The organism is Pontibacillus salipaludis, assembly GCF_014642405.1.
Lineage (GTDB): Bacteria > Bacillota > Bacilli > Bacillales > BH030062 > Pontibacillus > Pontibacillus salipaludis.
Genome location: NZ_BMIN01000004.1, coordinates 200,380 through 219,869 on the forward strand (window position 1 = coordinate 200,380; position 19,490 = coordinate 219,869).

At 41.4% G+C, this 19,490-nt stretch carries 16 protein-coding genes and 1 other RNA gene; 8 read left to right on the plus strand and 9 right to left on the minus strand.

Features of this window, described 5'->3' with window-relative positions:
• Positions 1–234: 234 nt before the first annotated feature.
• Positions 235–2,391: an MMPL family transporter gene (locus tag IEW76_RS06685; RefSeq protein WP_188652100.1), complete on the minus strand. Its 2,157-nt coding sequence runs from the start codon at positions 2,389–2,391 to the stop codon at positions 235–237.
• Between the two features lie 813 nt (positions 2,392–3,204).
• Here IEW76_RS06685 and IEW76_RS06690 point away from each other — a divergent pair.
• Positions 3,205–4,830, plus strand: coding sequence for an FAD-dependent monooxygenase (locus tag IEW76_RS06690; RefSeq protein WP_188652102.1), 1,626 nt, complete (start codon positions 3,205–3,207; stop codon positions 4,828–4,830).
• A 50-nt stretch (positions 4,831–4,880) separates the two neighbouring features.
• Here the strand turns inward: IEW76_RS06690 and IEW76_RS06695 are convergent, their stop codons facing one another.
• The 4 genes from IEW76_RS06695 to smpB form a co-directional block, all read right to left on the minus strand.
• Entirely contained in the window at positions 4,881–5,444 is a 564-nt protein-coding gene (locus tag IEW76_RS06695; protein WP_188652104.1) for a DUF4256 domain-containing protein, read from the minus strand.
• Between the two features lie 22 nt (positions 5,445–5,466).
• Positions 5,467–5,760, minus strand: coding sequence for a DUF3817 domain-containing protein (locus tag IEW76_RS06700; RefSeq protein WP_188652302.1), 294 nt, complete (start codon positions 5,758–5,760; stop codon positions 5,467–5,469).
• A gap of 285 nt (positions 5,761–6,045) precedes the next feature.
• Positions 6,046–6,404: a transfer-messenger RNA gene (gene ssrA, locus IEW76_RS06705) on the minus strand.
• A 136-nt stretch (positions 6,405–6,540) separates the two neighbouring features.
• Positions 6,541–7,005, minus strand: coding sequence for an SsrA-binding protein SmpB (gene smpB / locus IEW76_RS06710; protein WP_036782375.1), 465 nt, complete (start codon positions 7,003–7,005; stop codon positions 6,541–6,543).
• A 156-nt stretch (positions 7,006–7,161) separates the two neighbouring features.
• On the opposite strand from smpB, the gene IEW76_RS06715 reads away from it, so the two are divergent.
• The gene (locus tag IEW76_RS06715; RefSeq protein ID WP_188652106.1) at positions 7,162–8,019 is read left to right on the plus strand and encodes a GNAT family N-acetyltransferase; all 858 of its coding nucleotides are present in this window, start codon (positions 7,162–7,164) and stop codon (positions 8,017–8,019) included.
• 44 nt (positions 8,020–8,063) lie between these two features.
• Here the strand turns inward: IEW76_RS06715 and rnr are convergent, their stop codons facing one another.
• The 4 genes from rnr to secG form a co-directional block, all read right to left on the minus strand.
• Positions 8,064–10,415 (minus strand): ribonuclease R, encoded by a 2,352-nt coding sequence (gene rnr, locus IEW76_RS06720; protein WP_188652108.1) that lies wholly within the window; start codon positions 10,413–10,415, stop codon positions 8,064–8,066.
• A gap of 47 nt (positions 10,416–10,462) precedes the next feature.
• Entirely contained in the window at positions 10,463–11,212 is a 750-nt protein-coding gene (locus IEW76_RS06725) for an alpha/beta hydrolase (protein ID WP_188652110.1), read from the minus strand.
• 260 nt (positions 11,213–11,472) lie between these two features.
• Positions 11,473–11,748, minus strand: a complete 276-nt coding sequence (locus IEW76_RS06730) for a hypothetical protein (protein WP_188652112.1) — start codon at positions 11,746–11,748, stop codon at positions 11,473–11,475.
• 200 nt (positions 11,749–11,948) lie between these two features.
• On the minus strand, positions 11,949–12,185 hold the full coding sequence (gene secG / locus IEW76_RS06735) for a preprotein translocase subunit SecG (protein ID WP_188652114.1): 237 nt from the start codon (positions 12,183–12,185) through the stop codon (positions 11,949–11,951).
• Positions 12,186–12,473: 288 nt separating this feature from the next.
• Here secG and IEW76_RS06740 point away from each other — a divergent pair, with 288 nt between their 5' ends.
• The 6 genes from IEW76_RS06740 to IEW76_RS06765 all read left to right on the plus strand — a co-directional run bounded on the left by IEW76_RS06740 (position 12,474) and on the right by IEW76_RS06765 (position 19,160).
• Positions 12,474–13,226 (plus strand): DeoR/GlpR family DNA-binding transcription regulator, encoded by a 753-nt coding sequence (locus tag IEW76_RS06740; protein ID WP_188652116.1) that lies wholly within the window; start codon positions 12,474–12,476, stop codon positions 13,224–13,226.
• Entirely contained in the window at positions 13,223–14,137 is a 915-nt protein-coding gene (gene pfkB / locus IEW76_RS06745; RefSeq protein WP_188652118.1) for a 1-phosphofructokinase, read from the plus strand. Before IEW76_RS06740 ends, pfkB begins: the two co-directional genes overlap by 4 nt.
• Before the next feature lie 15 nt (positions 14,138–14,152).
• Complete coding sequence (locus tag IEW76_RS06750; protein WP_188652120.1) at positions 14,153–16,102, plus strand: PTS fructose transporter subunit IIABC; 1,950 nt, start codon at positions 14,153–14,155, stop codon at positions 16,100–16,102.
• Positions 16,103–16,157: 55 nt separating this feature from the next.
• Positions 16,158–16,424 (plus strand): phosphocarrier protein HPr, encoded by a 267-nt coding sequence (locus IEW76_RS06755; protein ID WP_188652122.1) that lies wholly within the window; start codon positions 16,158–16,160, stop codon positions 16,422–16,424.
• A 3-nt stretch (positions 16,425–16,427) separates the two neighbouring features.
• Entirely contained in the window at positions 16,428–18,149 is a 1,722-nt protein-coding gene (ptsP, locus tag IEW76_RS06760) for a phosphoenolpyruvate--protein phosphotransferase (protein ID WP_188652124.1), read from the plus strand.
• Positions 18,150–18,377: 228 nt separating this feature from the next.
• Positions 18,378–19,160, plus strand: a complete 783-nt coding sequence (locus IEW76_RS06765) for a LysM peptidoglycan-binding and 3D domain-containing protein (protein WP_188652126.1) — start codon at positions 18,378–18,380, stop codon at positions 19,158–19,160.
• Positions 19,161–19,490 lie beyond the last annotated feature (330 nt).

The following is a 19,490-nucleotide window of genomic DNA, read 5'->3' on the forward strand; positions in this document are numbered from 1 at the left end:
CACAGCAACCACAGTCGCTTCCGAACCACTCTTAGTGTAGCAATTCACTGATTAAAGTTAAATGTAAATGCTTAGAATGCATACATCTCGAATTCTAAATTGATTCATACCTGAAAAGGGCAGCTATTAGAAAAGGCACAAGTTCTCCTATTAGAGACTTGCGCCTTTCCTACAAACATTCATACTCGTATTCATAATAGTAGTTCGGAACGATCTTGCATCCCTCTTACTACTTTAATTAGATTGTCTTTCTTTTTTCAATTTGTTTGCACGTTCTTTCTTAAACGGGAACCACCAGTTTAATTCACCAAGTAGCTTCATAAGACTTGGAACCAGCAACAGTCGAATAATGGTAGCATCAATAAATATAGCGATGGCAATGCCGATTCCGATCTGTTTGACTGGCATTACATTTGTAAAGGCAAATGCTCCTGTAATAACAATCATAATCAGGGCAGCAGAGGTGATGATTTTACTCGTATTCGCAAGGCCTTCTACTGTAGAATAATGATTATCCTTTGTTTCCTGGTAGAATTCATGGATTCTTGAAATGAGAAACACTTCATAGTCCATACTCAAACCGAAAACCAGGCTAAAGACTAATACAGGAAGAACCAATGCAATATCCGCTTCCTCAAGACCAAACAAGCCATTTTGGAATAAGAGCACAAGTACCCCGAATGTTGAGGTCAGTCCGATTACATTCATGAAAATGGCCTTCAGTGGAATCAGGATGGACTTGAAAGCGAGCATCAGAATAGTGAACGTAGACCCTAGAATAATCGCAACGCTAATGCCAACCTTGTCGTAAATTTCATCATAAATTTCCTGATTGAACTTTGGCTGTCCTCCGATACGGACGTCTGCACTCCAATCTTTCTCATTCCATTCCCGCATTAAGTCTTGAGCTTCATCCGTATCCGCTTCTGTATCAAGTGTGACCGGAATCAACAATTGTTCATCTTGAACAAATCGATTAATAGCAGGTTCTAATTGACTCTTCATTTGTTCCTGCTTGAGTGCTTGGAACAATTCTCCACTAGACTCAATATCACTCACACTAAACAAGGTAGAGACAGAGGTGACCAGATCTTCAGAAGCTACTTCTTCTTTCAATTGTTCCCAAGTATCTAATCCTTCCTTACTTAACCAGTCTCCGTTTCGGTTCGCAATAAGGTAAACTTGACTCTGCTCCGGAGATAAAAATTCTTCCTCGATGCTTTCATAAGCCACCCTTGAATCGTAACTTTCAGGCAAGGACTCAATCGTTGGAATAGAAAGGTTCATATTCTGAATAGGTAGAATCCCTACAATTAACACTCCAAACGCCACTATGGAAACAATGATTGGACGTTTCATCACCCATTTTGCAAACGTACGCCATCGTCCTACAGAGGATTGGTCCACTTTAATAACCTTCCACTTATTTATACGATGACCAAGCAAGAATAAGATAGACGGTAGAAGCGTCAAGGCTGTTAATACAGCAATAAATACAACAACCATTCCCCCAAGGGCAATCGTTTGAAAGATATCAATTTGAATCACCATCATAGCTCCAAGACCAATGAACACACACATAGCTGAAAAGATGATGGAACGACCAGCTGTTAGAATGGTTGTGCGGATCGCATCAGCCGGATCTTTCGATAGAAGTTCCTCACGATAACGATTGATAAATAACAAAGCGAAATCAATACTTAAAGCGAGACCGACCATCGGTACAACATTTAGAAGAAATACAGACAAGTTAACGCTATCCCCAATAAGCGTAAGTACACCAAAAGCTAACACAACCGTTACCCCACCAACGATAACGGGCACAATAGAGGCCACTACGCTACCGAATGCGAACAATAATACAAGCAAGGCAACCGGAAGACCTATAAGTTCTGCCGTCTTTAAATCATCTTGACTCGCCTTATTAATATCCTCAGAGATCACAGGAGCACCAGTAACCGATACACCTGAATAACGATTAGCAATTGAACGTACTTCTTTGATAACTGCCTTCATATCTTCAGGCTCTTCTTCCATATTCAAAGACGCATAAGCCACATCTTCCTTCAACATGGATTCATCATCTAAAGGTGAAGATACCGATGTAACTTCAGAAACATCTTTGGCTTCATCTAATACGTCTGTAATCGTTCCCTGTATCTCTCCTTCCCCCTCATCCTCAAATAACAAAAGAATAGAAGACTTCGGAAAACCAAATTGTTCATTAAGCGTCTCTTCTACTTCCTCGTACTCACCTGAAGTACGAAACCCATCCCCTTCAAGTTTTGAAGCCAAGTCCAACGCAAAATAACCAAACACAATAACAATAGCTAACCAAAAGAAAAGCAGCCCTTTATTTGCTTTAACAATGGCAGAGGCAATCGAATTCATAACACCTGCTCCTTTATACTCGTATGTAAAATAGTACTTCTTACCTTATTGTATACTGTTTGCACGTGATTGAGAATTTTAAAGGGTTATTCATTATACATTCACTCGCACTACCTCCTAAGTCCTTAATGGACAAAATGAGACACTTTAGTGTGAATGGGGCCATTACAATGTGGGGCTTGGGCATTCTAGGGGACAACTCGCTTTCCTGCGGGGAGCTGGCAAGCCTCCTCGTTCGCTAGCGCTCTCTTCGGGGTCTCCCCTAGATTTAAAGCGCAGGAGTGGTGCCTAGGACCGTACGGATAAGGCAGCTTTTTGGAAAAGGCGATTAGCCTTTGGAAAAAAGATGGCTTATCTCGCTAGGTCCTCCACTCCGGAACTGGATAGGCTCCTTATCCCGCGGGAGTTTCGTGGTCCCCTAGCATGCCCTGACGATAAGTGGATGAACGGCCCCTACTACTGATTTTGGCACGTTTCCTTAAAGTCTAATATGAAAAGGTGGTTTGGGAAACTGCGAGACTCCTGCGGGAAGAAGAGTTAGACGAGACCCCGGAGGGCACGCTTTTTTGCCCGAGGAGGCTCGACAGCTCGCCCGCGGAAAGGGAGCTGTTTCCCAGACCACCTTACACCTCACCAAAGCTAAAGGAAACGTCTCTCCATCTATCGCAAACTAAACCATTTCGAATGTTTAGTCACCATAATCATTACACTTTTCAACAAGAGCCCATCATAAGTAACTTTATGGTGCACAAACGGGTAGACTATATAATATAAGACTCATTATATCGCCATTTTAAGAAAGGAGCTTATTGCATGACTTCCGTTACTCATACAGACGTCCTTATCATCGGGGCTGGACCAGCCGGACTAATGGCTGCTAATGCGTTAGAAAATCAAGGCGTAGACTGGATCTGCTTGGAAAAAAGATCTGAACCCTCTACGCTGTCGAAAGCCCTAGGGATTCAAGCACGTACACTCGAAATGTTTGAGCTACTAAATGTTCATAGACCCTTCTTAGAACGAGGTTACCCAGGACCTGGGACGAAGCTGCACCTTGGAGATACCACTCCATCAACGGAGGAGTTGTATCATATACAAAGCCGCTACCCTTACATTCTAATTATTCCACAAAGTGAGACAGAAGAAATTTTAGAAGAGCAATTGAATCAATCCGGAAAGTCCATAAATAGAGAGCACCATGTCATCGAGGTCTCCCAAACCTCAGAGGGCGTTTATGTTAAAGCGGATTATAATGGAGAAATTCACGAATACCGTGCAAAATATCTTTTGGCCTGCGATGGGTCACACAGTAAAGTTCGGGAAGCATTAGATGTTGATTTTGAAGGAAAAGACGATGGGTTTACATTTTTCCTGGGGGATGTAGATGTTCCTGAATTTAATGACATCTATATCAATGTATTTTTAAACGATCGCGGAGCAGCCGCTTTCTTTCCCTATAAAGACGGTAGTTATCGCGTTGTCGGCTTAGACCGCTCCAAACAAGGAAAGCCAAGGCAAGATGAGCTAGCTTTAGAAGACCTGCAAGAAAGTCTCGATACCATTCTGCCTGAACCACTTCAAGTCGAAAATCCGAAATGGCTCACCTATTTTGGAACCGCACACCGACAAGTAGATACGTACCGTAAAGACCGCACCTTTTTCGTAGGAGATGCCGCTCACATCCACAATCCTATCGGCGGTCAAGGGATGAACCTAGGTCTTCAAGATGCCGTAAATCTGGCTTGGAAAATCGATGCAGTCCTAAAAGGCCATGCCACTGACTCGTTCCTAAACAGTTACCATCACGAACGATATCCTATAGGAAAAGATGTCCTCCGGGAAACGTCAGCTATGCTTAGAATTGTTTTATTAGATGGGACAGTAGGAAAAATTCGAAACTGGGCTGGCAAATGGGCATTAACCCAAAACTGGGTTCAACAAAGAGTAGCGAATCATATGTCACATGTATACAATGACTATGATAAAACAGAACAAAACCGTTCGTTACGAGATCCTTCCCTTCCTAAAAAGGCCCTTCAAGCTGGCGACCGAGTGCCAGATTATCTACTCTTCTTTGACGGAACAACAGACGAACGGTTGTATCCTTTCATTCGAAGACACGGTCATCTATGCCTGATCTACATTGACGATGCTCAGGATGAAGCAGTCATTGATTACGCATATGATTTTGCTAGAAAGGTTAAAGAAAAATACTCTGGCCTTATAACCGTTTACCTTGTAGCCAGAGGAGGAACGGTTTCCTCAGACCCTGACCATGAGCTGCCGATTATTTATGATGTCCATCATGATTTGCAAAGGCATGTTGGTATGCGGAATGGTCATACTCTCCTAATACGGCCAGATGGTCATGTTGCTTTTCATGAAACAACATCGAATTCTGAAAATACATTGGCGAAGATCAAACGGTTTTTTAGTTAGATCGTAAAAAACCCTCTCCAATCACAGGAGAGGTTTTTTTATAATCTAATTCAGACCCTAACTACACCACGAAAGCCCCTCGCAGCATAATAAGACTCTGCTCCGTTATGATAAACAAAGACATGTCCATACCGAAAATCACAGAATAGCGCACCACCCTGGTCTCTTATATCTTCAGGCGTTTGCACCCAACTTGATGTTTTCTTATCAAAATCACCAAGCTTCTGCAATGTCCGATATTGATCTTCATTTAGTAATTCTACTCCCATAGAAGCTGCCATATCGACTGCGCTTGTTTCAGGCTTATGTTTCTTCCTCGATTCTAGTGCTTTACGGTCATAACACACACTCCTGCGGCCTTTAGGACTTTCAGCTGAACAATCAAAGAAAACATACTTCCCTTGTTCCTTTTCGTAGTCAACAACATCCGGTTCACCGCCCGTTTTCTCCATCTCATGGAGCGACCATACCTTTTCATCGTAAGCCTCAAGTCTTGCTTGCACTTCAGTCCAGCTCATTCCATTATGGCGGCTCATATTGTTCTCGAAACGTTCTTTCAACACCTTGAGCAGTTCTTCTTTTTGTTCTAGAGATAATCCTCTAGCCTCAGCCATGTAGCAACCCCCTTTAACTATCTTAGATATGATGCTTGCGTACTTTAGTATCAAACACCAAATTACCGAAAGGAATAAACGCAACAGCAATAGCTGAACTTACCCATATAAATGACCATCTAATTTTAAACGTCACATAGGCAATCGTAGCCAAATACATAATAAAGAGCACACCATGAAGAGAACCCACGTAGGTTACTGCCTCCGGATAGCCGATCACGTACTTAAGCGGCATCGCGATAAATAACAAAACAAGAAGGGATAAACCTTCTAAAAAGCCCATTAACCTAAACTGATTAATTGGGGAGCTAAACATAATCTTCACTCCAATTTTCTCTCTTAATCAACATACACATTAGTAAGTTTAACACGGATTCATTTAACCTGCTTTTCAACAAATGTCCCAATGGAATGTACGTGAAAAGTTGAGTCTTTCACTTGTTGTCTTATAAATACTTATAAAAAAAGCACAAGCTCACTAAAAGGGCAGCTTGTGCTTTTACATTAGATTCAATCTATAAGTCTAGAAGCACACCAATGGTATCCCAGAGAAAAGTTAGAAATAAGGCTTTAAGACATAAAAAAACCACCAATTATGTATTGGTGGAGACGGTGGGAGTCGAACCCACGTCCAGAGATATCGTTACAATAGCTTCTACGAGCGTAGTCAGCATATTATATTTCGCATACAATTCGACCTACTGACAGGCTTCCTTGCAGCTAACCTTATTGGTCTCTTCGTTCATCCTAAGGTGGCGAATGAACGCGTAGCCCACTTAAGTTTGAGACCCTTCAATCTACCACATGGGCGATGGCAGGAAGGATCCTCTAGGTCAGCTTATGCAGCTGCTAGAGAGAAATTGTTTTCTTTGCCAGTTATTATTGGCATGGCGCTTTACGAGTCGCCAATCGGCCCGCTACTAGAGCACGACCTATCCCTGTCGAATCCGTAACGTCCCCATGTAAATGGTTCCTTTAACGGAAGATGAGCTCAAAATGGCTTCATCATTTATATGTCGTATCGTTTCAACGACAATACTTAGTATAACATAAAATGAGGTTTTAGCAATGGATACGAACTGGTATCTTTTGTAAGTTAATAACCACTGTTTTTGATAGCACGATCAATGTCACGCTTTGCTTGCTTGCGTTTCAAGTCTTCACGCTTATCATATTTCTTTTTACCCTTACCTAGACCAATTAAAACCTTGGCTACACCATTTTTAATGTACATCTTTAAAGGCACAAGCGAGTAACCTTGCTGCTGTGTTTCACCAATTAAACGGTTGATTTCTTTACGATGAAGAAGTAACTTCCGCATTCTCGTTGGTTCATGGTTGAACTGGTTCCCTTGTTCATAAGGAGAGATATGCATGTTATGAAGGAACACTTCTCCTTTACTCACACGTGCGAAGCTGTCTTTCATATTCACTCTGCCGGCACGGATTGATTTAATCTCCGTCCCCTTCAGAACAATGCCCGCTTCAAATGTATCTTCTATAAAGAAATCATGACTGGCTTTTCTATTTTGTGCGATTGCATTTCCTTTACCTTTAGGCATAAGCGTATATCCTCCTCAACTTGCGTAAACAATATTGTATCAAAAAAAGACCAGAATTCCAATTATAAAGGGCGCATCAGGCTTTCTAATAGACAAAGAATATGTCCTTGTGAGAATATTACAATTGGAAAATTGAACATCGGAAGTGGGTGACCTATGGAAACAGAACTCGTAACACTTCGAAAGCTAACAGAAAATGATTATGACGCTTTAAGAAACATGAAGACCGGTTTAGAAGATGACTATGTTGTACGGATCTTTCACAACCTTCTCGAACGAGAGAACAATGTCATGTATGGACTTTTTGATAAAGAACGAATGATCGCTGTTTCAGGGTATACATTATTCTCAAATAAATTCGCCATGCTAGGACGCCTGCGAACGGATATCCGGTATAGAGGCAAAGGATTCGGTACCGAAATCCTTCGCGCCATAATAGAGGAACTGAGAACGATTCCTTCCATTGAATTCGTCAGCGCAAACACACAACTTCACAACTACTCGGCTCGTAAAGCCTTGACGAAATTAGACTTACCACATGTAACTACCTTGCATCCTTTCATTCTAAAAGATCCACATCTTGTGAAGAGCACACCAGGTGAAGTATGGGATACGATCAATACAATAGAAGAAAAACGAAACTTCCTTCAATCGCTAAAGGAAAATGCACTTGGGGCTTTCCCTTATGAAGCCTATTATCCTCTTCCGTTTGATGAGTCTTTATTTACAGATGAGTACCTGAAAGATGGAACGTTTTACGTCAATTCAGATCGAACCCGTTTCTTATTCTGTAAGGTGGATCAAAAGGGGAATCTTTATCTCAACTCTAAGTATTTCTGGAATGACCATTTTGAGCAATCGGGACTATTTGAGACGATTCAACATGAATGGTCTAAGCACGAGGATATATATGGTGCTTGGATGGACGTTTCATCTGAAGCGGCCCATACATTTTCATCCGATGCTTTTGAAACACAAGATCCATGGCTCTTATACGGATTCCGATTATCTTAACGTAAAACAGGTAACTGCTCTATAGCAGTTACCTGTTTTTTTATTTATTTTCCGCGCTTCTTACTCTTTTTCTTACCGTTTGGGACTCCTTTGTTTTGGTAAAAAGGCTTATTCCCTTTTTTTCCTTTGGATCCCTTCTTATCACTTTGACCACGGCCTTCGCCTTGACGCTTTTGCTTCTTAGGACCGTTTGGCTTATCCGTTCGTTTCGCATGAATCACTTTCGGGCGATCTGGGCGAGAAGAACGATTCTTTTCAGGAGGTTTCATCCCTACAAGTTCAAAGTCAACCACACGTTCATCAAGATCCACTTTCTCGACTCGAACGGTCACTTCATCACCAATGCGGAATACCTTACCAGTACGCTCTCCGATCATCGCATAAGAGCGCTCATCAAAGTGGTAATAATCATCCGTTAGATAGCTGACGTGTACAAGTCCTTCTACTGTGTTTGGCAACTCAACGAACAATCCAAATCCAGTTACAGAACTTACGACACCTTCAAACTCTTCACCGATCTTATCCTGCATGAACTCTGCTTTCTTAAGATCATCTGTCTCACGTTCCGCATCAACGGAGCGACGCTCGCGATCAGAAGAGTGACGAGCAATCTCTGGAATTTCTTCTTTCCAGTGTTTACGTGTCTGTTGATCCAGCTTACCTTCGATAATATACGTACGAATTAAGCGGTGAACAATTAAGTCCGGATAACGACGGATTGGAGATGTGAAGTGGGTATAGAATGGTGTCGATAACCCAAAGTGGCCTAAATTGTTCTCATCGTAACGAGCTTGCTGCATAGAGCGAAGCATTAGTTTTGAAATTACCATGTCTTCTTGGGTGCCTTTTACCGATTCAAGAAGATTCTGTAGCGCTTTTGGATGAACATCATTCGAAACACCTTTAACGTTGTAACCAAAGTTAGTGATAAACTCAAAGAAGTGCTGTAGCTTAGACTCATCCGGCTCTTCGTGTACACGGTGAATGAACGGTACATCCATCCAGTGAAAGTGCTCGTCAACGGTTTCGTTTGCTGCTAGCATAAACTCTTCAATTAATCGTTCAGCTACAGAACGCTCACGCAGAACAACATCTTCTGCTTTTCCTTCATCGTCCACTAGAACTTTCGCTTCTTTAAAGTCAAAGTCAATCGCACCGCGCTCTAAACGTTTGCTACGTAAGATTGATGCTAAGTTTTCCATATCTTTAAACATCGGAACGAGTGGCTCATAGCGTTCTTTCAGTTCTTCATCATCATCAACCAAAATGCTTTTCACGTCAGCATATGTCATACGCTCATCCGTTTTAATCACACTTTGGAAGATCTCATGGTTTACAACTTCACCATTAGAGTCAATCTCCATCTCACATGAAAGAGTTAAGCGATCTACCTGCGGATTTAAAGAACAAATGCCATTTGATAAGCGATGAGGTATCATCGGAATTACTCGGTCAACAAGGTACGTACTTGTGCCTCGATCACGAGCTTCTTTATCAATTGGAGAACCTTCTTCAACGTAGTAACTTACATCCGCAATGTGAACTCCCAGATGATAGTTCCCATTATCAAGCTTGCGACAAGAAATAGCATCATCTAAGTCTTTTGCATCTGCCCCATCAATGGTAACAATTTGTTCATCACGAAGATCACGACGATTCTTAATTTCTGAGGGATCAATCTCATCCGGCGTATTTGTAGCTTGTTCAATCACTTCTTCCGGGAAGTCTGACTGAATGCCGTGTTTATGAATGATCGCTAAAATATCAATTCCCGGATCATTTTTATGCCCAAGAATCTGGATAACTTCTCCTTCTGCACTCATTCGACCTTCAGGATACTTTGTTAAGCGTACAATAACTTTATGCCCATCAACCGCTCCATTGTTAGCAGTCTTTGGAACAAAGATATCATTAGGAATTCGCTTGTCATCTGCAATAACGAATCCAAAGTAGCCATTATCATCGTAAGTACCAACGATTTCCTGTGTACTTCTTTCTAAAATACGAATGACAATTCCTTCTGGACGCTTGCCTTCTTCGCCTCTTGAATCCACTCGTACTAAAACACGGTCATTATTCATTGCAGATTGAAGATCAGAATGGTGAATGTATACATCATCCTTGTCATCTTCATCAGGAATTAAAAAGGCAAACCCTTTCGCATGCATCTGAATCTTACCGCGAATCAAATTCATTTTTTCAGGAAGCCCGTAACGATTTTTGCGTGTTCGTACGAGTTCGCCTTCTTCTTCTAATTGGTTTAAAGCTTTCATTAATGTTGTAAAATCTTCTGCACTTCCATGCTCGATTAACTCTTCAATCTCCTCTACGGATAAAGGCTTTGAGTCATGTTCATGGAAGTATTCGAGTACCTGTTTCTTTAACTGGTCACTCATTATATCCACCGTCCTTCTCGAATCCTTATTCTTATTCGTGTTATCTATTATTCCACTGTCCAATCAAGTGATTCTAAGAAGTTGTAAATATCTTCGTGAAGTTGGTCACGCTCTTGCCCTAACGTGATTGCGTGTCCAGACTCTTTATACCATTTAATATCCTTATGATCAGCTTCTACCTGCTCATAAATATAATTGGCACTCTCCGTGTTAATGACCTCGTCTTGTTCAGCCTGAATCACTAATGTCGGTGCATAAATCGTATCCACTTCATCGTGTACTTCTTTAATTAACTTGCCTAGTTCATTGAATGTTTGCGTGGAATCTTCTAGTAACTCGTTCATTTCTTGTTCAATTGTTTCTTCTGATTTTTTCTCTAACTGTTTAAACTCTTTTACGAATTGCTTAAAGCTCTTCGTCAGTTGTTCTTCATTATCAAAGAACATTGGTGTACACATCGTGGTAATACCTTTTACTTGATTCGTGTACGTCAATTTAAGACCAAGCACACCTCCAAGAGATAGTCCAGCGATTGCAATCTCCTCGTAGCCAAGGTCTTTAAGGTGTTGGAAACCTTCTTTTGCACTCTTCCACCAGTCTTCCGGAGTCGTTTTGACTAACTCTTCCGGTGGCTGACCATGCCCTTTGTAGATCGGTGCATGGGTGGTGTACCCTTTCTTTTCTAAAAAACGACCAAGCATGCGTACATCCGCAGAGTGGCCTGTAAATCCATGTAGTAACAATACCGCACGATTTCCCGCTTCAAACGTAAATGGTTCTGGTAGTTTGATTTGCATCTTTCAAGACAGCTCCTTCTAGCTCATGTTGTAGTATGATTAGTTTTACCCGTTGCACTAATTCAACAGAGGAAATAGTTAGTGGGAATGAGAATGATTTCATGGTATCACGAAATCAATCATTTAGCATAAACAAAGTCCATATGCCGGGGAAGCCTAAAAGTCAATTCCCTTAAAATTTTCCTAAAAAACCAACTCTCGTAATCAAAATTATGTAAGACTTAGACTCTTTTGATACATCATTATGTTTGGGACTTTCGTTATTTGTGATCCTCTTTAGTTAATTCGGGAGCTGGTTTCGTTAATTTGAGAGCCTCTTTCGTCAATTCGAGAGCTTCTTTCGTCAATTCGAGAGCCCCTTTCGTCAGTTCGGGAGCTGCTTTAGTCAGTTCGAGAGCCTCTTTCGTCAGTTCGGGAGCCTCTTTCGTCAATTCGAGAGCCTCTTTCGTCAGTTCGAGCGCTTCTTTCGTCAATTCGAGAGCCACTTTCGTCAATTCGAAAGACTCTTTCGTCAGTTCGAGAGCCTCTTTCGTCACTCCGACAGCTCTTTAGTCAATTCGAGAGCCTCTTTCGTCACTCCGAGAGCTCTTTAGTCAATTCGAGCACCACTTTCATAACTCCAACAGCTGCTTTCGTCACTCCGCACACGCCTTTAGTCATCCCCAGAGCTCTTTAATCAATCCAACCATCTCCCCCCTATCAAGCAAAAAAAATAAGCAACGGGAGATCCCGTTGCTTATTGATTAAGAATATACCCAAGTAAAAATGTAAGAACAAAGAAAAGAACAGCCGTTACAATTGTTGCTTTATGCATAAAAGCATCGACACCGCGTGCTTTTTGCTTACCAAATAATTGTTCAGCCCCTCCAGAAATCGCTCCTGAAAGACCAGCGCTTTTACCTGATTGAAGAAGAACTAATACGATCATGGCTATAGCATCAATCGCAAGTAATACCAATGTTACCGTGTACATCTGATCCACCTCCTAAAACGCTCTAATACCTAAGGATAATGTAGCACAAAACCCCTTCAACGGCAACCTTTTATTAACAGCTTTACTTTAGCGAGGTAAAGGGTGTCAGACACCCTTTATCTCACTAAAGTCGACGATCTATTGTGTGTGGGAATTTTTTTCATTGAAGGTTATGATCGTTTTTGATATATTTTGATTGGTTTTGAATGTTTTTGATTGCATTTATGAAAGGGCTTCCTTTATATTAATAGTAGGAATTCATTTTACATTAGCTCGGAGGTCTACATTATGCTTACACCAACACGACATGAAATCATATTAGAACAACTTGAGCGTTACCAGACGGTTAAAATTCAAGATCTTGTTAATGAAACAGGAGCTTCAGAATCAACCATCCGTCGTGATTTAAGTCAACTTGAAAAGGCCAACAAGCTAAAACGAGTTCACGGTGGTGCCTCTTGTTTACATCAGACGAGTGAAGAGTTAAGCATACGAGAGAAAGCAGCTCAAAATCTAAATGAAAAGGTGGCAATCGCTAAGGAAGCCGCTTCCCTCATACGAGATGGAGATTGCATATTTTTAGACGCCGGAACAACGACATACCAAATGATACCCTATTTAAAGGGACGTAATCTTACCGTTGTAACAAATGGAGTTACCTTGCTTGAAGATCTAACTGAAAATCAGGTACCCACGTATTTAACTGGCGGTTTTGTAAAACATAAAACGAGAGCATTGATCGGACGAGGCGCTACTCATAGCCTACAACAATACAGGTTTGATAAGTGCTTTCTCGGAGTAAACGGGGTTCATCCTTCTCACGGGTATACCACGCCTGACCCAGAAGAGGCACTTGTTAAGCAAACGGTTTTAACTCTTTCGCAAGAAGCTTTTGTTCTCGGGGATGCATCTAAATTAAACGAGCTATCTTTTTCAAGCATTGCTCCCCTACAGGATGCAACTCTAATCACAAATGAGAATGATCCAGACCGATTATCACCTTATCTAGAGAAAACAAACGTAAAGGTTGTGTCATCATGATTTATACAGTCACTTTAAACCCTTCCATTGACTACATCATGCATGTAGATGAGTTCAATGAAGGAGATTTAAACCGTGCCAATACGACTTACTACTACCCAGGCGGGAAAGGCATCAATGTATCACGGGTATTAAAACGATTGGATGTTTCTAACACCGCATTAGGATTTATTGGTGGCTTTACTGGCCAATTCATTCAAAATTTCCTTGAGTCAGAAAAAGTCCAACATCAATTTATTGATACAGATCAATATACACGCATTAATGTGAAATTAAAGTCAAGCCAAGAATCTGAAATTAATGGACCCGGGCCTTCTATTACTGAGGAACAGCAGCAACAACTATTAGACCAAGTCAACAAATTAGAACAAGACGACTATTTAGTTGTAGCAGGAAGTATCCCTAAAACGATACCTGCGAACTTCTATAATGAAATGGCTAAGCGTTGCGCAGAGCGAGGAGCTCACTTTATAGCTGATACTTCTGGAAAGGCGTTAGAAGAGCTGGTTGGGACACCTACTTTCTTACTTAAGCCTAACCATCATGAATTAGGAGAATTATTTGATACTACAATTGACTCTCCATTCAAAGCGATCACCTTTGCCAAGCAGTTAGTTACTAAGGGCGCTACCAATGTCATTGTTTCAATGGGCGGAGATGGCGCAATTCTAGTTAATAAAGACCACGCCTATTACGCAAACGTTCCAAAAGGTGAAGTGAAGAATTCCGTCGGAGCAGGTGATTCCGTTGTATCAGGATTTATAGCTGGTTACGTAAAAACAAATAACTTAACAGAAGCATTCGCAAATGGTGTGGCTTGCGGAAGTGCAACGGCATTTAGTGACGACTTAGCTACTCGTGATTTTGTAGAAGAACTTAGAAAAGAGATTACGATTGAGGATTTAAACTAAGGGGAGGGCATCAACGTGAAAATTACAGACTTGTTAAAACAAGACACAATGATTTTAGAGCTTGAATCAAGTTCGAAAGCTGATGTCATTGATGAGCTAGTTTCTAAACTAGATGAAGCTGGCCGATTAAATGACAAGGAAGAATTTAAACAAGCCATATTAGCTCGTGAAGAACAGAGTACAACAGGCATAGGCGAAGGTGTAGCGATACCTCACGCCAAAACAGCGGCAGTTAAAGAACCTGCAATCGCATTTGCTCGTTCACAAGAAGGCGCTGACTACGAGTCACTTGACGGGCAGCCAACACACTTATTCTTTATGATTGCTGCTTCTGAAGGAGCAAACCAGGCTCACCTCGAAACACTTTCTAGTCTTTCATCCTTATTAATGGATACTGAATTTCGTCAAAAGCTTTTAAACGCTGAAACAAGAGATGAGATCGTAGAACTAATCGACGCTAAAGAAAAAGCAAATAGTGACGAAGAAGAAGCTGAACAAGCAGCAAACGAAAACGAGAATAACGATGATTCTTCAGATGAAGAGCCTTATGTTATCGCTGTAACTGCCTGCCCAACAGGAATTGCACATACGTACATGGCTGCGGATAAGCTTAAAGAAACAGCTAAAGAAATGGGCGTTAAAATTAAGGTCGAAACAAACGGTTCAAGTGGTGTGAAGAACGCCTTAACGAAAGAGGATATCGAACGCGCTAGCGGCATCATTGTTGCTGCTGATATCGAAGTTGAAACAAATCGCTTTAAAGGGAAACCAGTTGTGATGGTCCCAGTAGCAAAAGGGATTCACGAACCAAAAGAACTAATCACGAAAGCTAAAGAAGGAGACGCCCCTGAGTATCAAGGAAGCGGACAATCCTCAAGCGAAGATGGCGAAGGAAGCGGAGAGAAAACAGGTATTTATAAGCACTTAATGAACGGTGTTTCCAACATGCTTCCATTCGTAGTCGGTGGCGGTATATTAATTGCTTTATCCTTCTTATTCGGAATTAACGCTGCTAACCCAGACAGTGATCAGTACAACCGTTTTGCTGAAATGCTAAGCATTATTGGTGGCGGCAAAGCCTTTTACCTACTAGTACCAGTACTTGCTGGTTTCATTGCTCAAAGTATTGCCGGTCGTCCCGGACTTGCTCCTGGTATGGTTGGTGGTTTGATTGCAACAACGACAGGGGCTGCTGATGGCGGTTCTGGCTTCTTAGGTGGTCTACTTGCTGGTTTCTTAGCTGGTTATTTAATGTTATTGATTCAAAAAGGTTTGAAGGTATTACCAGACGTATTAGACGGATTAAAGCCTGTCCTTCTTTATCCGGTACTTGGCCTGTTCTCTACAGGTATCATTATGTTACTTGTGAACCCGTTCCTTGTATCCATTTACACTGCATTACGAGATGGATTAGATAGCCTTGGTTCATTCGGTATTGTTGTAGGTTTAATTATTGGTGGTATGATGGCAGTCGATATGGGCGGCCCTGTAAACAAAGCAGCTTATACATTCGGTATTGCTATGCTTGATGCCGGAAACACAATGCCAATTGCAGCGGCAATGGCAGGCGGTATGGTTCCACCATTAGGTCTTGCTTTAGCAACAACATTCTTTAGAAACAAATTTACAGCGCAAGAACGTGAAACAGGTAAAACAGCATATGCAATGGGCGCGACGTTCATTACAGAGGGAGTTATTCCTTTCGCGGCAGCTGACCCTGGACGTGTCATTCCAGCTTCTGTAATTGGTTCTACCATTACTGGTGGACTTGTTTACCTATTTAACTTGAATCTTCTTGCCCCTCACGGCGGAATTATTGTGATCCTAACCGGAGCTGTTAAAACAGGTGGAGAAACCGGAAATGCCCTTCTGGGTGCTGTTTTATACATCGCCGCCGTATTAATTGGTGCAATTGTTACAGCAATTATCGCTGGTGTCTTGAAAAAACCTGTGCAAAAAGGGTAAAGTAGAGTAATGTGTTCATATAAAAATTTTTAGAAAAAGATCAGGAGGTAACTGTATGGTTGAACAAACTATGACGATTACATCAGAAGATGGCGTCCACGCACGCCCTGCCACTGTTCTAGTCCAGACGGCTGGTCAATATAAAGCTGACGTTAACTTAGAGTACAATGGTAAATCCGTTAACCTTAAATCCATCATGGGCATTATGTCTTTAGGCATCCCATCTGGAGCTGAAGTTAAAATAACAGCAGAAGGAACGGACGAAGAAGAAGCTTTAAATGGCGTTGTTGACTCAATGAAAAAAGAAAACCTGGGGGAATAATTCATGACGAGCATTAAAGGTATTGCCGCTTCTAACGGTATTGCAATTGCAAAAGCTTACCGCATGGAAGCACCAGATCTTTCTTTTGAGAAGAAAGAGATTGAAAGCCCTGAACAAGAAGTGGAACGTTTCCAATCCGCTCTTGCGACATCTAAAAATGAACTTGAGAAAATTAAGGATCATGCCCTTAAAACATTAGGCGAAGAAAAAGCTGAGATCTTCTCTGCTCACCTTCTTGTTCTTAGTGACCCTGAACTGATCCAACCAATCGAAGATAAGATTAAAACAGAAAACGTGAACGCAGAAGCGGCTCTTAATGAGACAGCTAACATGTTCATTGACCTGTTTAAAAATATGGACAACGAATACATGCGCGAACGTGCAGCGGATATTCAGGACGTAACGAAGCGTGTTATGGCACACTTATTAAACGTAACGTTCCCAGACCCTGCTCTTATTGATGAAGAAGTTGTTATTATCGCTGAAGATTTAACACCTTCTGATACAGCTCAGTTAAATAAGCAGTTCGTTAAAGGTTTCACGACTGACATCGGTGGTCGTACGTCTCACTCTGCCATCATGGCTCGTTCTCTTGAGATTCCTGCTGTTGTAGGAACGAAAGAAGTAACAGCAACAATTAATAAAGACGATATGGTCATCGTTGATGGTATTTCTGGTGAAGTAATCGTTCACCCTACGGATGAGCAGATTGAAGAGTACAAAGGAAAGCAAGCTCAGTACGAAGAAAAGAAACAAGAATGGGCGAAGCTTAAAGATGAGCCTACTGTAACAGCTGACGATAAGCACGTTGAGCTTGTAGCAAACATCGGTACTCCAGACGATGTGGATGGCATTATAAACAACGGTGGTGAAGGAGTTGGACTTTACCGTACTGAGTTCTTATACATGGGTAAAAACCAGCTACCAACAGAAGAAGAACAGTTTGAAGCCTACAAAGCAGTACTTGAAGGCGTAGGTTCTGATAAACCGGTTGTTGTTCGTACACTTGATATCGGTGGAGACAAAGAGTTAGACTACTTGGATCTTCCTGATGAAATGAACCCATTCCTTGGATTCCGTGCAATCCGTTTATGCCTAGAGCGTGACGATATCTTCCGTACTCAGCTACGCGCCCTTCTTCGCGCGAGCGTCTACGGCAACTTAAAAATCATGTTCCCAATGATTGCAACGCTAGGAGAATTCCGCCAAGCGAAAGCGATCCTTCTTGAAGAGAAAGAAAAGCTTCAAAACGAAGGTACAGAAGTATCTGAAGCAATCGAAGTTGGTATGATGGTAGAAATTCCAGCAACGGCTGTTATCGCTAAACAGTTCGCTAAAGAAGTGGACTTCTTCAGTATTGGTACAAACGACCTGATCCAATACACAATGGCAGCGGATCGTATGAACGAACGCGTTTCATACCTTTACCAACCATACAATCCTGCGATCCTTAACCTAATTAATAACGTTATTGAAGCAGCTCACGCTGAAGGTAAATGGGCTGGCATGTGTGGCGAAATGGCAGGAGATGAGATTGCAATCCCTATCCTTCTAGGACTAGGATTAGATGAGTTCTCCATGAGCGCAACATCTATCCTTCCAGCTCGTACACAGATCTTAAGCTTGTCCCAGGAAGAAATGACTTCTTACAAAGAAGAAATTCTTTCTATGGATACAGCTGAAGACGTTGTTGAGTTCGTAAAAGCAAAAACAGGACAAAAATAATTCGTTAGATACTAAAAAGGACCCTTTTAAAAGGGTCCTTTTCTCTATTTTTCCGTCATTGTAAAATGTATGTAACATGCTTGTTAGAATTGCAATCAATTTGTTGCCGTTCTGTTGTTGGGCTTTTGCGATTAGCTTGGTATAGTAGTCCATAGAGTTAAGTCGTTACTCAATAAAATGCGAATTTCAACAGCTCATGGCTATTGTAATTCCTAGGAGGTCAACAAAATGAAAAAACTATTTCTATCCCTGGCGGCTGTAGCAACGATTTCGACAACAACGGCAATCACAGCAAGCGCAGAAGAAGTAGTCGTGAAGCGCGGCGACACGCTATGGGGAATCTCTCAGGATTACGATGTGTCCGTTGAACAAATCAAACAACTGAATAACTTAACATCCAACCTAATTTTCCCGAACCAAAACCTAACAGTGACCCGCAACACAGACAGTCAAGTTGCTCAAAAAACAACGGCACCATCGAACAGCAGCGTTTACACGATTAAACCTGGCGATACACTTTGGGGCATTGGTCAGCAATATAATGTAAGTGTTAATGAATTAATGCAATGGAATAATTTAAGCTCAAGTATGATCTATTCTGGTAATACCCTAAATGTGAATGGCGGAAACGTAGCAACGAAGAAAAAAGCAACTGTTGCGAGCACACAGCCATCACAACCTAAAACACAAGAAAAACAAGTTCAGACACAACAAAAAGAACAGAAGACTATCACAATGGAATCAACAGCCTATACAGCATACTGCACAGGTTGCTCTGGCATCACAAGAACAGGGATTAACCTTATTCAAAACCCAGATATGAAAGTCATCGCAGTTGACCCTAACGTAATTCCACTAGGCACTGAAGTCTATGTAGAAGGATACGGAAGAGCTATTGCTGGTGATACAGGCGGAGCCATCAAAGGAAACAAAATTGACGTCTTCATCCCATCTCGCTCAGAAGCTCTAAACTGGGGCCGTAAAACAGTAGACGTAACAATCTTAAATTAATTCCATATAAAGAAATGATACAAGCCCAAAGCTAAATGTAGTTTTGGGCTTTTTTATATGCGATCGCACCCATATTTCCCGAACCACCTTATCCTCTATTAGCAACAAAGGAAACATTCCCTGAGCTCCAAATGCAGAAAAATAAAAAAAAAGATCCTCTAATAGGGTCCTTTTCTCTATTTTCCCGCCATTGTAAAATCTATGTAATCTCCTTGTTAGAATTGCAATCACATTGTTGTCATTCTGTTGTTGGGGTTTTCCACTGAGCTTGTTATAGTAGTCCATAGAGTTAATTCGTTACTCAATAACATTGTGAATTTCAACAGCTCA

Bases quoted from the DNA above. Each gene is read 5' to 3' on its own strand.
- IEW76_RS06725 (WP_188652110.1), bottom strand. From the start codon at position 11,212: ATGCAAATCAAACTACCAGAACCATTTACGTTTGAAGCGGGAAATCGT.
- IEW76_RS06715 (WP_188652106.1), top strand. From the start codon at position 7,162: ATGGAAACAGAACTCGTAACACTTCGAAAGCTAACAGAAAATGATTAT.
- IEW76_RS06695 (WP_188652104.1), bottom strand. From the start codon at position 5,444: ATGGCTGAGGCTAGAGGATTATCTCTAGAACAAAAAGAAGAACTGCTC.
- IEW76_RS06685 (WP_188652100.1), bottom strand. From the start codon at position 2,391: ATGAATTCGATTGCCTCTGCCATTGTTAAAGCAAATAAAGGGCTGCTT.
- IEW76_RS06755 (WP_188652122.1), top strand. From the start codon at position 16,158: ATGGTTGAACAAACTATGACGATTACATCAGAAGATGGCGTCCACGCA.
- smpB (WP_036782375.1), bottom strand. From the start codon at position 7,005: ATGCCTAAAGGTAAAGGAAATGCAATCGCACAAAATAGAAAAGCCAGT.
- secG (WP_188652114.1), bottom strand. From the start codon at position 12,185: ATGTACACGGTAACATTGGTATTACTTGCGATTGATGCTATAGCCATG.
- IEW76_RS06765 (WP_188652126.1), top strand. From the start codon at position 18,378: ATGAAAAAACTATTTCTATCCCTGGCGGCTGTAGCAACGATTTCGACA.
- IEW76_RS06740 (WP_188652116.1), top strand. From the start codon at position 12,474: ATGCTTACACCAACACGACATGAAATCATATTAGAACAACTTGAGCGT.
- rnr (WP_188652108.1), bottom strand. From the start codon at position 10,415: ATGAGTGACCAGTTAAAGAAACAGGTACTCGAATACTTCCATGAACAT.
- IEW76_RS06690 (WP_188652102.1), top strand. From the start codon at position 3,205: ATGACTTCCGTTACTCATACAGACGTCCTTATCATCGGGGCTGGACCA.
- ptsP (WP_188652124.1), top strand. From the start codon at position 16,428: ATGACGAGCATTAAAGGTATTGCCGCTTCTAACGGTATTGCAATTGCA.
- IEW76_RS06700 (WP_188652302.1), bottom strand. From the start codon at position 5,760: ATGTTTAGCTCCCCAATTAATCAGTTTAGGTTAATGGGCTTTTTAGAA.
- pfkB (WP_188652118.1), top strand. From the start codon at position 13,223: ATGATTTATACAGTCACTTTAAACCCTTCCATTGACTACATCATGCAT.